The sequence below is a fragment of the Nostoc sp. KVJ20 genome, assembly GCF_001712795.1.
GTDB lineage: Bacteria > Cyanobacteriota > Cyanobacteriia > Cyanobacteriales > Nostocaceae > Nostoc.
The window spans coordinates 1-12630 of sequence record NZ_KV757635.1 but is presented as its reverse complement, the minus strand read 5'-3'; the positions used below and the strand labels follow the sequence as shown (position 1 = coordinate 12630).

Annotated in this window: 12 protein-coding genes; 2 read left to right on the top strand and 10 right to left on the bottom strand. The window is 40.8% G+C overall.

Annotated elements, in window-relative coordinates; genetic code table 11:
- Nucleotides 1-382: 382 nt before the first annotated feature.
- Nucleotides 383-667 carry a hypothetical protein gene (locus tag A4S05_RS19515; protein ID WP_141699756.1) on the top strand — a complete coding sequence of 95 codons (285 nt, stop codon included), beginning with the start codon at nucleotides 383-385 and terminating at the stop codon, nucleotides 665-667.
- Between the two features lie 46 nt (nucleotides 668-713).
- Here the strand turns inward: A4S05_RS19515 and A4S05_RS19510 are convergent, their stop codons facing one another.
- The 3 genes from A4S05_RS19510 to dinB form a co-directional block, all read right to left on the bottom strand.
- A complete protein-coding gene (locus tag A4S05_RS19510) occupies nucleotides 714-986 on the bottom strand; it encodes a DinB/UmuC family translesion DNA polymerase (RefSeq protein ID WP_084227164.1) in 273 nt (90 codons plus the stop codon).
- A gap of 345 nt (nucleotides 987-1331) precedes the next feature.
- Complete coding sequence (locus tag A4S05_RS19500; protein ID WP_069071456.1) at nucleotides 1332-1592, bottom strand: DUF7219 family protein; 261 nt, start codon at nucleotides 1590-1592, stop codon at nucleotides 1332-1334.
- 272 nt (nucleotides 1593-1864) lie between these two features.
- Nucleotides 1865-2950, bottom strand: a complete 1086-nt coding sequence (dinB, locus tag A4S05_RS19495) for a DNA polymerase IV (protein ID WP_069071455.1) — start codon at nucleotides 2948-2950, stop codon at nucleotides 1865-1867.
- 256 nt (nucleotides 2951-3206) lie between these two features.
- Here dinB and A4S05_RS19490 point away from each other — a divergent pair, with 256 nt between their 5' ends.
- On the top strand, nucleotides 3207-3401 hold the full coding sequence (locus tag A4S05_RS19490) for a hypothetical protein (protein ID WP_069071454.1): 195 nt from the start codon (nucleotides 3207-3209) through the stop codon (nucleotides 3399-3401).
- On the opposite strand, the gene A4S05_RS39075 is transcribed toward A4S05_RS19490, so the two are convergent.
- The 7 genes from A4S05_RS39075 to A4S05_RS19460 form a co-directional block, all read right to left on the bottom strand.
- Nucleotides 3393-8210, bottom strand: coding sequence for a CHAT domain-containing protein (locus A4S05_RS39075; RefSeq protein WP_084227162.1), 4818 nt, complete (start codon nucleotides 8208-8210; stop codon nucleotides 3393-3395). The genes A4S05_RS19490 and A4S05_RS39075 overlap by 9 nt on opposite strands.
- A 51-nt stretch (nucleotides 8211-8261) precedes the next feature.
- Nucleotides 8262-9020: a DUF1822 family protein gene (locus A4S05_RS19480; protein ID WP_069071453.1), complete on the bottom strand. Its 759-nt coding sequence runs from the start codon at nucleotides 9018-9020 to the stop codon at nucleotides 8262-8264.
- Nucleotides 9017-9712 carry a hypothetical protein gene (locus A4S05_RS19475; RefSeq protein ID WP_069071452.1) on the bottom strand — a complete coding sequence of 232 codons (696 nt, stop codon included), beginning with the start codon at nucleotides 9710-9712 and terminating at the stop codon, nucleotides 9017-9019. Before A4S05_RS19475 ends, A4S05_RS19480 begins: the two co-directional genes overlap by 4 nt.
- 117 nt (nucleotides 9713-9829) lie before the next feature.
- Nucleotides 9830-10039, bottom strand: coding sequence for an HNH endonuclease (locus A4S05_RS39070; protein WP_256091041.1), 210 nt, complete (start codon nucleotides 10037-10039; stop codon nucleotides 9830-9832).
- A 287-nt stretch (nucleotides 10040-10326) separates the two neighbouring features.
- Nucleotides 10327-11757 (bottom strand): glycosyltransferase, encoded by a 1431-nt coding sequence (locus A4S05_RS19470; RefSeq protein ID WP_084227160.1) that lies wholly within the window; start codon nucleotides 11755-11757, stop codon nucleotides 10327-10329.
- Between the two features lie 12 nt (nucleotides 11758-11769).
- The gene (locus A4S05_RS19465) at nucleotides 11770-12450 is read right to left on the bottom strand and encodes an SDR family oxidoreductase (RefSeq protein ID WP_069071451.1); all 681 of its coding nucleotides are present in this window, start codon (nucleotides 12448-12450) and stop codon (nucleotides 11770-11772) included.
- Nucleotides 12451-12459: 9 nt separating this feature from the next.
- A partial coding sequence (locus A4S05_RS19460; RefSeq protein ID WP_176727045.1) for a winged helix-turn-helix domain-containing protein occupies nucleotides 12460-12630 on the bottom strand: 171 nt, incomplete at its 5' end.

Genomic DNA, 12630 nt, shown 5'->3' with positions numbered 1-12630 from the left:
AAAGTATAGCAGAGGGGAAAAAGTCTTAATTAGCAGGGATAACGACGTTGTTTCCATGAATTCGCCTCCACATAGTTAGTGGAGGCAATAAGTCTAGCGGCGAAAATTACGGATTTGCAAGGAGCCTGCACAAGAATTGAGAATTTAGCTTTCACTTTCTTGCTTATTTGGCGACCATTGGTCGGCAAATATGTTTCGATATGCGAGTAGACAACATCATAGCTATTGTTAAATCCGTTTCTACAACTGGCTATTGGGCATCGCGCTCCGCTCCCGTCCCTAAAAAGCAATCCACGCCATACAACTAACTTTCTGGCAAAATGTCTCTGATTCGCTGATAAGTTCTTGTATTCTGGGATATCCGTTCTTGGTGGAAAGCCGAATGATTCCTATAGATATGAAACGACTCATCAAAAAAAACCCTAACCCAGTTCGCAAGAAAGCAGAAGTAACCCCACCACCGATTGAACCCATTGAGATGCTTGAGAGTCAAAATATTTCTGAACCAGTGATTGAACACAATCCACCTGTGTACATTGAAGACTACGTTTCCGAATCCGAATACATTTCTGAACACTATCGCCCCCTCCGCTCCGTGGGTAACTCTGGGTGGCAACCGTCTGATGTTTGGCGCGAGTTGAGGGTTGATGATTTTTGTCGTGGGTGAGTCAGTATTTAAACAGGGCGATGCCTGCGGTTCTTGCTAGCCTACGCTAAAATATAATGTCTGCATTCTGAAATAGTGGCAATTGAATTACTTGGGTTTGTTTGGCATTATCCAATTTGGACAAGGAAATGCCCAGCAACCTAATACTGCGGTTTTCTATCTCAGCTGCCTCAAATAGTGCTGTGGCTGTAGTGATTATGGCATCTAATTCACGGGTGTAGTAAGGCATTGTCTCACTGCGGAATATGGGATGATAGCCAAAGAACTTGATTTTTAACGTTAACGTGCGTCCCCTTGTGGAGTGTTGCTCTAGCCTCAAAGCATTCCATCACTTGCATCAACAGGAAGATTAGCTAGAAATTAAGCCCTGATTAAGATAAGGTTATACAACAGAGGTTTCACTTGTATAAGCTCATTTTTCAGAGCTAACACCTTTAGGAGCGCTATTGCAGACCCCAGACCTTCCTCAAGTGGGAGACACAGTTTTGATTCTACGTCCTTTCTATGTAACTGGAAAAATTGGGGTTGTTTGTGGTCGAGAGCCAGACTCAGATGGCCGATCAAGCATACGCTGGCTTATTCAAGTAGATTCAGATGAGGAAAATATTCTAGTGTCACTCGGGCGCAATGAGTTTGAGGTGATTACCCCAAAGTTAGAATAACTTCAGGCTGTTGCCGATGGCTCCTCACCAATTCCCAGTTCCTTCTTACTGCGCTTTAACTGTTTCCAAAGTTCCTTAATTTGCTGATAAGCCTCTTTGGGGTCAAGCTTACCATTACTCTCTAAACTGGTGATTATGCCAACTTTTTGAGCAAATTCTTGCAAGTTAGCATTAAACACTAAGTTTTCTGGTTTAACTTGTCCGTAGTAGCGACCACGAGGGGAAAGGAATTTATTTTTGTCTTCCTCATGAGACTGGTTCATGGCTTCGCCTCCCTACTAATAAGTTTTCATCAATAATGAATGTCAACCCAGTTCCAACTATCTCCTTAGCAAAATGGCTGCTTGGAAATATAGTTAGTGATTGCTGAAATCATGAGCCTTTTTTTAGTATGACTCATAGTCCAAAATCGTCAAATGTAGACTGAAAGAATTTCAGCCATATTCACACTGGTAAAGCATTAAAAAATCAACTATCCCAATTACAACAAGAATTGGGAGATGGTTCAGACACACAAGTGTAAGCTACGCCGACGCTAAAATATAATGCCTGCATTCTGAAATAATGGCAATTGAATGACTTGGGTTTGTTTGGCGTTATCCAGGTTAGACAACGAAATGCCCAGCAACCTAATACTGCGGTTTTCCAGATCAATCGACTCAAACAGTCCTTTGGCTATCTCAAAAATCGTAGAGAGTTCACTAATGGGAGCAAGCATTGTCTTACTGCGGGTTATCTGATGATAGTCAGAAAATTTGACTTTCAATGTTAATGTGCGTCCTTGCGTTTCATGCTTCTGTAACCTTTGCTCGACAATTTGGGCAATCTGTTCAAGTTCCTGCAACATCTGACCGACATCGCTTAAATCTTGTGCAAACGAGGTTTCTGCACCAACGGACTTGCGAACCCGATTCGCTTCAACTGGTCGGTCATCTTCTGCCCTGGCAATCTTGTAGTAATAATGACCTGCTTTACCAAAGTGGTGTATTAACTCAGTCAGCGATCGCTCCTTCAAATCTGCACCACTATGAATCCCCAGTGAGTGCATCTTTGCTGCTGTAACCTCTCCAATGCCATGAAACTTTTCAATTGGTAACTGTTCTACGAAGGCGATCGCATCCTCCGGTAAAATCACCGTCAGTCCATTGGGCTTATTTTGGCCTGATGCCATTTTTGCAAGAAACTTGTTAATTGACACGCCTGCGGTTGCTGTCAACTGAGTTTCCTGGAAAATTGCAGTTTTGATGTGTCTTGCGATAGTAGAGGCGTAGGGGATGTTTTGCTTGTTCTCAGTAACGTCCAAATATGCTTCATCTAGCGCAACCCCTTCCACTAAATCAGTGTAGCGTTTGAAGATGGCGTGGATTGAAGTGGAAATCTCTCGATAGACATCGAATCTTGGTCTGACAAATATCAGTCCGGGGCATTTTGCGATCGCTGTTATTGACGGCATTGCTGAGTGAATCCCAAACTTACGAGCTTCATAACTGGCGGCTGCAACCACGCCTCGCTGATTCGGGCTGCCACCGACGACTAACGGTTTGCCTCGGTAGCTAGGGTTGTCCCTCTGTTCCACCGATGCGTAGAAGGCATCCATATCAACGTGAACTATTTTTCTCACTTGCAAGCAGAGTGAAGCATTAGAAAGTTAGGCTAATTGGTGCTTAGTAAAATACTATATTACCAGTTTTATAGTACATTAGCACTACTTATTCCCAATACCATATCTGCATTACTTCCCACCTGCCTATGTGACCAGTCGGTGCGGCATACCATCATCGCCCCTTCAACACATCGTTGTTCACCCAAAGATTTTTTGAAGTTAGCAAGAAGTAATACGGCAGAAATTACATAAGCATGGCTATCAAGTTGTCAAAATGCCGATTAAGGAATTCTTGGGTGAAGACCATCACATGAACGGCGTGGAACTCGAAGATGGCACTGTCATAGAGCTAGAAGCTGGACTCATTTCAATGGGGTCGAAGTATCACCCTGATTATCTGGATAAATTCAATCTAGAAAAGCAGGATGAAAACTTAGTCACTGATAAGATACAGCAGTTATCAATTTAACCCGGAACAGGTGAAAGCTGCCCAATAATAAGGGTGAGAGAAAGGTTTAAACTCTCCACAAAAAGATTCCAAATGTTTTTTTGCGTCATAAATTCGGTTGCCGATTTTGGCATACTTTTTATATTCTTCATTGCGTTGCTGATACATTTGAGAATTTTGTGGATGAATATCCCGTTCTTCTTGAGTTTTTTTACGCTGCGTTTCGGTTTCCTTAAGTTTCTGCTTTAAAAAAGAACTTAACTTAGATTTGTAAATGGTGGTAAGAGTTTCACCTGTAAGGGTACGCAGTTCAAATTGAGCTTGTCTAATTGATTGCAGTCGTTTGTTTCCCTGATGTCGGGATTGATAGTAAAATAGTGAAAATAGTGCTGTTGCCAAGTCATCTACTGCCCAGAGTGTACTGATAACACTTTTAGCGCCAGCACAAAGAAAACCTGTTGAAAGAGTGAGAATATCGTCGGTTATTTCAGCAACACCCAAGCCAGTTTCGCAGCAAGAGAGAAATACATCTTCTAACTGAGGAGTGCGCCAACTTGGAGTTAATAACTGACTTAATGTAATACAGCCATCTCCTAAAATTAATACTGATTCTAGAGGATTATCGAGCCGCGAACGCGCATGATGACTAGAATGAATTACTTGAACTTTTTGTATCAGTTGACGATAGTTACTGACACTAGCTTCTTGACTACCTTTTAAACGTTGATTATCAGAAATATCATACAAATTTGCTACTTGTTCTCCTTCCCAACTAGCGTAGGGTAAATCTTCAGTAGCATCTTCAACAATACCGTAGTTCATAAGACTACTGACTGAGGGACGGTTGTGACAAAATTCTAAAATTTGGCAGCTAGGAACGTAACGAATTAAAAATTTATCTCCCAGATATTGAGTTTCTGCTATTGGTAAAGCAGCAAAAGGAATTTGATGTAATGCTAGATGAGGAACAAGAATCAATTCATCAATATTTTTCAGATGTTGTGCAATTAAATCATTGAATTCTAAGACTTTAGCTAGTTCTGCTGTTAAAAAACTAAATTGCTCTTTCCAAGTATCTTTGTGATGAACATATTGCTCTAACCAGGGAGTTAAAATCGATGATTGTAAAGTTTCAAATCCCAATTCCGTACAAGTGTGCAAAGTAATTTGATTCTGCCGGATGATAAAGATATGGGTGTCATTCGAGGTAGTATAAAAGCTCAGAATAGCTGTTGTAGGTACTTTAATTAGCTGCTGTATCGATGACAAATTCATAGGACTTACTTTAATTTGACCAGCCAGAACAGGATCTAGGCGGCGCATTTGTTCCCAAATTTGCTGTTTTTCAGCTTCCAAATCTGCAATAGTTTCGTTATAAGCTTCGATATCAGCCCGACTATGTGGGCTTTTACCGAGGTTATTACCATCCAAATTATTGCTATTATAATAGTGTCTTATTTCATTATCAATTTGCCGTTGTATAGCTTCAAAATCTTGTAAATACTGTTGAATTTCGGTAGAGATTTCCCCATCTGAATAAAGGTCATTACTTGCCATTAAATCTACGAGTCGTTTTGAGCGAGAACGTTCGACATATTCAATACCTTTATTCAGTTGTTTATTATTAATACAAGCTTGCACCATATTTTTATAAACATGGAGAGAATCAGCTAGGATTTCTTGACGACGTGATTCTGAACTTGCCCAAATGCGACTAGTTTCTACAGCTTCAATCGCCACACTATAACCCCTAATAGCTTCAGCCCAATCACCAATGTCAAAAGCAGTGTTTCCCAGGTTTTGTCCTACTTTTAGGCATTCGTTAGGAAAAGCAGTGGGAGTGAAGATTTTTAAAGCTGAACGATAAGAGGTAATTGCTGCTTCTATTTGTTCTTGTTCCAAGAAGACATTTCCTAAATTCATCTGAGTCATAGCCCATTGTCGGGGTGATTCATCTTTGGTGAAGACTTGTAAAGCAGATTGATGAGCAACGATCGCCTTTTCTAAATTTTCGCTCCTATCCCCATGAATGCGGTGAAGATAGGCATTAGCCAAATTCATGTGTACTTCTGCCCAATTTATGGGAAAGGCTGCTTTTGTGTAGACTTGTAAAGCAGATTGATTAGCAGCGATCGCTATTTCCACATTTTCTGCTGCATCACCTCTGAGTCTGTGACGATAGGCAGATGCCAGATTCATTTGAGTTTGCGCCCAAAGTTCTGGGAAGTCTTCACGAGTACGAATGGAAAGAGCATTTTGATAACAAGCGATCGCTTTTTCTAAATTTTCAGCCTTGTCACCTGCAAGGCGATCGCGGTAAACAATGCCGAGATTGTTTTGGATTTTTCCCCATCCTTCAGGAGATTGATCGCGAGTCAAAACCTGCATCGCAACTTCACCAGCTTTGATTGCTAGTTCTGCATTCTCTACTTGATCGCCACGAATCCGATAGCCATAAACAATGGCCAAATTACTGTAAATTTCTGCCCAAAGTTCGGGAAACTGTTCATGGTTACAGACTTTCAAAGCATTGTGCAAGTAAGAAAGGGATTGTTCCAGGTTTTCTGCTTGCTCACCTTTTATTCGACGGTGGTAAGCATTGCCCAGCATGAATTGACACATCCCCCATGCTTCTTTTAAAGCTTCGCCAGTCAAAATTTTAGAAGCAATTTCATACCCTGTAATGGCAATCTCTAAATTATTAGCTTCTTTACCGTGTCGAAATTCTTTAATCAGAAGGCTTAAACCTATAAGACTGGTAGCAATATCTTTTGCATACTCTGGTGGTACTTCAGATAGCATAGCTTCTGTCTTGAATCGCAATACAGTAGCAAAACGCTCATCGAGGTTGTGTTTGTTTGCTTCCAGTAAGGGGTATAATTCTTGAAAGTTTTCTTGTTTTTTTAATACTCCTTCAAATAGTTGAATCAGCAATATTTCACGAATGGCATCTTGAATGCTTCCCCATTGTTCAGGGAAATCTTCCTTGGTAAAAACAGTAGCAGCTGCTTCATAACCTGTAACAGTGATTTTTAAGTTAATTCCTTTATCGCCTTGCGGGAACTCTCTAATCAGATTGCTAAAACTTAAAATAGTTGCAGCAAGTTGCACGGCTTGCCCTGATGTCATCTCTTTGCAAACATCCTCAAGCCTTTGCAAGTACTGAACAAATTGTTCGTCTAAATGATTCAGGTTATTTTCTAGTATTTGATATACAGCTTGTGAGTCACCATTGCTTTCGCTTGTTGCTTGTAATACCTGCTCAAGAAATTGTGAATTTGAGGAAATTTGTTGAAATTCATCAGTATCGAAAAAGTTTAAAAGGTGTTGAGAACCAGAACGTTCGGCATACTCCCTGGCTTGATCTCGTTGCCCATTAGTAATGCAAAGTACCACCATATTTGTGTAGGCAAGTATCTCTTCTGGAATTTCTTGTTTATGAGAAATACCTGCCCAAAGTCGGCTTTGTTCAACAGCTTCAATGGCAACAGCATAACCTGCAAAAGCATCTGTCTTCATGCCAGCAGCCAAAGCTGCTTTACCTAAACTCAATCCAGTTTGTATGCAATCTCTAGGGAAATTGGTGGGAGTGAAGACTTGCAAGGCAGCGCGGAGACAGTCAAGCGCTTCAGTAATTTGACCTGTTTTATAATAGGTATTTCCCAGACTGGTTTTTGTTTCTGCCCATCGCTGAGGATAATCAGAAATAGTGTAGACTTCTAAGGCGTTAATATATGACGAAATCGCCTTTTCTAAATTCTTTTGTTTATTGCCTAGAATCCTTTGAGCGTAGGCAGAACCGAGGTTATTTTGACTGCTAGCCCAATAATAGGGTGATGCCGAATGGGTACGTACTTGTAGAGCAACTTGATAACAAGAGATCGCCTTTTCTAAATTCTGTGCTTTATCACCTTGAATTCTAAAAAGGTACGCATTCCCCAAATTATTTTGAAGAGTACCCCAAAGTTCAGGAAGTTGAGCGCGGTTAACAAATTTTAAAGCAGTTTCATAGCAAGAAATTGATTTTTCGATATTTTCAGCTTTTTCTCCTGTAATCCTATCTGTATAAATAAGTCCGAGATTATTTTGCAGTGTCGCCCACTTTTCGGAAAAATCGTCGCGGGTGTAAATCAGTAGGGCATTATTACAAGCAACAATTGCCTTTTCTTGGTTATCGGCGCGATTTCCTCGAATTCGATGGCGGTAAGCTGGTGCTAAATTAGTTTGGATATTAGCCCATTCTTGTGGAAACGCTTCACGGGTAAAAATGGTAGCAGCAACTTCGTACCCTGTAATCGCAATCTCTAAGTTGATATCCCTCTTACCCAATGGAAATTGACAGATTAGAGTGCTGAAATCACTAATTACTGTTGCCACCATCTCTGCTGTTTCTGGTTTAGCATTCGGCAAAGTAGAAAAAGCCCAGTTATGAATCTGCTGAACAAATTTTTCATCCAGTTTGTCTTTGTTTGCTTGCAGCAGACTGTAGACAACTTGCGGGTTGCCTTGGCTTTCTATAATTGTCTTACATATCTCATCTAAAAGAGGGGGAATTTTTACAGAGTTTGCTCTCTGTGATGCACTTTTGCTCGCAGTGGTAGCACTTTTAAAAAATGGTGCATTGGGCAGATGTTTGGCAATATGGATTAAATAATCAGCTAAGTTCTGGTTTCCTTGCTGTGACATCATAGTAGATATCTGCTTAATCGCCTCTACTAACCCATCATCAATTAAGTCAGGATGTGCCATCAGAATCTTTGGCTCTTCTCCATCACGACAGGTTAGCAAATGGTTAATTAGTCTGTAATAATCTTCGCTACGTTGTTCCATTTTTAGACACTTCAAGGCTTATTAAAAGTATGTTACCCATTCCCACAAAAACTACGTAACATCTCCCCAAATTTCTGCTAACTTCTCCAATAGCATTTCGGCTAAATCTTGTAATTCGCTATCATCTTGCTGAATTGCCTCACGAGTAGCACCAACAGCGCGAGTATCTCCAGCTAATATTTCCCCTCCAGCGTAGCGCCACTCAAATTCATCGCCAGTTCGGTAAAGAAGCTCAAACTGTGCCACAATCTCTGATAAAGGTTTGTTGTCTAATACAGAGCGTACTTGTACTGCCACCGAGTCATCAGTTTGCAGGAAAGCGATCGCAACTTCAAGACGAGTAATTTGCTGTAGGAGAGACTCAATCGGCTGGAGTTCTGACACTGTTAACTGTGCAGGCGGATTCACTTCATCAACGGCTGGTGTAAATCCCAATAGCTGCACTGAATCTAGGCTTTCCTGAAACTGTATAGCTACATAGCCAATCCTATTTTCTATAGTATCTGGTAATAAAATGACAGTTTCTTGGGGTAAAACTGGACTGCATTCTAATGTCCCCACATTTGGAATTACCAAATCAGCTGCATTCGATAAAGCTGCTTTTACTGGATTCCAGCAATCTGATGAATTGAAATCTGTTGGTATTTGCAGCCATTTTAAATAGCTATGGACTGCGTAAACTGCTAATGCATTCAAATAAACTCGCTTACCTTTTTCTACTGTGCTTTGTTGAGCGGCTAAATGTCTTGCTCTAGAATGAATTTCTAAATCTATCGGAACTATTAACAAGGGTGAAGTTGTGCTGTTCATAACGATTGCTCCTGTTTATATCCCAAATCTTCGGCAATTTTTTGAAGTATTGGTTTGCATTTTCTCTTCCAATGCGAATTGACGGTTGTGTAAGGAATGCTTAACTCTCCCGCTATATCTGCAACTTTGTCAGGTGGTTCTATGAGTCCTAATCGCTGGCTGAGGAATTGACAATTACACTGAACAGAAGAACTAGGATAGCTATTTTTGAGTTTCCCTTCAGGATCTTGCTCAATATAAAGCTTTAATTCTAGACCAATCCGTTGAGTAGTTTCCCGTTGAGAGATTTCAATTAGACCATCCAAACCACTCAAAGTAAAATTGGGTAACTTATCCAGCAGAGTTATTTCCCCAAAGTCGGAGGCAATGGGAGCATCTAAACTGAGTGGAGCATTTTTATCAGGAGAGTACAAATCTCTAATTCGCCAACCAAGGTAGCTATTGATCCACTTCAAAAAGCTTTCGGAAACTGAGGGAGAATTCAGATCAAATTTGACAAGATTAAGGCTGATATACTCTAAAGTACGGTTTAGGGCTACTCGATAGTCTGGATGAGAGGATTTGGCTAATCCTGGGAGTTGCTGAATTTTTAATAGTAGTCGGTGCATGGACAATCGCCATTTTATGCTGTTAGGTGGTTGTTGACGTACCTCTGTAATTAAAGTATTCAAAAGTTGATCTAAATCATCCATGCCATTTTTTTCAAAGGTGTGGTTTTGATGATAGACATTATCTCATTTAGGCAGATGCTTACACCAACGATATCCAGAATTGATCGGAAGCATCTTTTGATAAAATTCAACTAAATGCTATTCATAAGTTCTATTTGTAAGTTCAAAAATATTTCTATTTTGTGGAGGTAATAGACTGTTACCACGGGAATTATTACAAGTGAAACAAGCCAAACGCAAATTCGAGAGACTATTAGAGCCGCCCAGACTCTTGGGAACTAAGTGTTCAATGGTTCTTTCTGAATTGGTCATTTGCTTGCTACACCAGCAACAACGGTTTCCATACATTTGTAATAATTGGTGTCTCTTGCTACGCCTAGAGGCTGGAGACATATTAGCCATAATTAACTGCCTGAGTATCAAGGTTTGAAGGTGTTCACTTGTTTAACAGGGCAGTATTAAAAAATGACGCAGAGTTTTTGATTGCGTGGCAAAAAGCAGAAACTATAGCAGTTCTCGTTTGGATGCAACACATCGTAAGGACACAGCAATACTCATTGGTATCAACTTAACCTAAAAAAGGCGGTTAGAAACCGCACGCCAGTCGCCTCTCCTAATTTAATTGTTGTATTAACTTACTCAATCAGCCCCAAATGCCGATGAAATGCTTCAACAGCATTCGCCACACCATCCTCAGCCCTGATTTTCTCACCCAACTCCTGGGCTTTTTTCTGCATCACCTCATCACCCAGAACTACTTCAATTGCTGCTGCTAAAGTTTTATCTGACACTTTCTTGTACGGTATCGGCGCAGGGCTGACTCCTAACCGAGTTAGCTTTTCACCCCAAATCGGCTGATCTGCAAAAAAGGGTACGGTAACTGATGGTGTCCCCGCACGTAACACTGCCGCCGTTGTACTTGCTCCTCCATGATGTACTATTGCTGGCACTTGGGGAAAAAGCCAATCATGAGGAACTTCCTTGATCACAAACACTCGTAGCGAATCTTTTACATTCACTGTTCTTCCAATGTCACCCCAGCCAGATAATATAATCCCGCCTTGACGTGTTTTCTTTAGAGCTTCCACGATATAGTGTGTGAGATATTCTGGATTGGGCATTGTCATACTGCCAAATCCAAAACACAAAGGTAATTTCTTTCGTCCAAGAAAATCCTCTAGTTCCAGAGGTGGCTCGTATTCCGAGGCTTGGTCAATAAACCAAAAACCTGTTACATACACCCATGCAGGCCAGTCGCGGGGTCTTGGGATAACGTGCGAACTAAATCCATACAATACAGGGATTCGTGATACATTTGCCGGAGTCTTCTGTCTGAAGCGTCTGCCGAAATATGGTAAAGGCGGCAATTGCAAAGTTTCTGTTCTAAAGTGATTGAGCAGGTGACGATATCTTTGCCAGTACAAGAACTCTACTAGCAAGTAGCTGCCATAGTTGATTAATTTCTTTAGCGGGTTTTTAGTTATTTGAGCAAACCTCAAAAACCCAAACATCCCTGTAGGACTCAACGGCAGAACTGATGCAAAAAAGCAGGGTACGCCTAATTTCTCTGCGATATGATATCCAAAGGTAGCTAACGGCGTGTAGATAATTACCTCACTTCCCTGACACGCACTCCAAGCTGATTCCAACTGTTGAAGTAAAAGCTTATCTCCTTCTTCTTTTTTCAACTTTTCTCCCGCAATCAATCGCTGCCCTTGTTTCGATTGCAAAAACTCTTCCATATTGCCAGCGATCGGCGCAAACTTTAAATCGAACTTCCTCACAAATGGTTCAAAGTTCTCATGGGTTGCTACGGTTACTTCATGCCCCGCACGCTTCAAGCCAATAGCCAAGGCACAATAGGGTTGCAAGTCTCCCCTTGAACCTACTGTTAGGATCGTAATCTTCAGTTTTTGGCTTGATGCTATAGGTAAACTTTGGCTCAAATCTTTTTCCCGATGAAAACTCCAGTATCCAAAAATTGTACTAATTTCTTGTGCCTCTGGACGATAAACCAATACAGTTGAAATCAGCCTGCTTTTTCGTAACTGGTCAAAACAATTCACGCATGATCAATCTCATGAAATGGTCAAGGGAATCCCGTTATCTTTGGGTTTTAACTTGAGAATAAATGGAACAGCTTTCAATACCCAATCGGACACAGGTGTATAATTAGCAGCTTCTTTTCCAAAGCTAATAGAAAGCATATCTGTATGAATAATACCTGGATTGAGGGGTATAGCTGCCATACCAGTTGGCAATTCTTGTGCCAAAGAACGAGTTAATCCTTCTATTGCCCACTTAGAAGCACAATATGGTGCAACTTGGGCTGAAGTCGAACGTCCCCAACCAGAACTAAAGTTAACAATAATACCCCGTTTCTTTTTCACCATTGCTGGTACGAAATGGCGAATTATATTCGCTACTCCTTTGATATTGATATCTATAAGATCCGAAAATTCCTCAGATGGTATTTCCCACAAAGGTGCTGGATAATTGGTCACTGCCGCATTATTAATTACTATATCTGGCGGTGAATATTTTTGAAGTACGTCTAGTGCCCATTTTTTTACAAGCTGTTCATTTGCTACATCTACAGATGTGAAATCATTGGGCGCACTAAAGTTTTGGCGTATTTTATCGATTGCATCTGATGAACGGGCGCAACCAATAACAGTATGCCCCTGTTGAATAAAACCCTCGGTCATCGCATAACCTAGACCTTTACTTATGCCTGTAATTAGGATGAGCTTACTCATATTTTTTTATTATTCCTGCTCTAAATCAATAATTCGTGGGAAAAAATAACCGCTACCTCTTGCTGTAATAATTAATTCTGGGTTATTGGGATCGGATTCTACCTTTGTCCGCAATCGTGAAATATGCACATCTACCACACGGGTGTCTGTACTCATCTCTGGTACAAAGCCCCACAATTG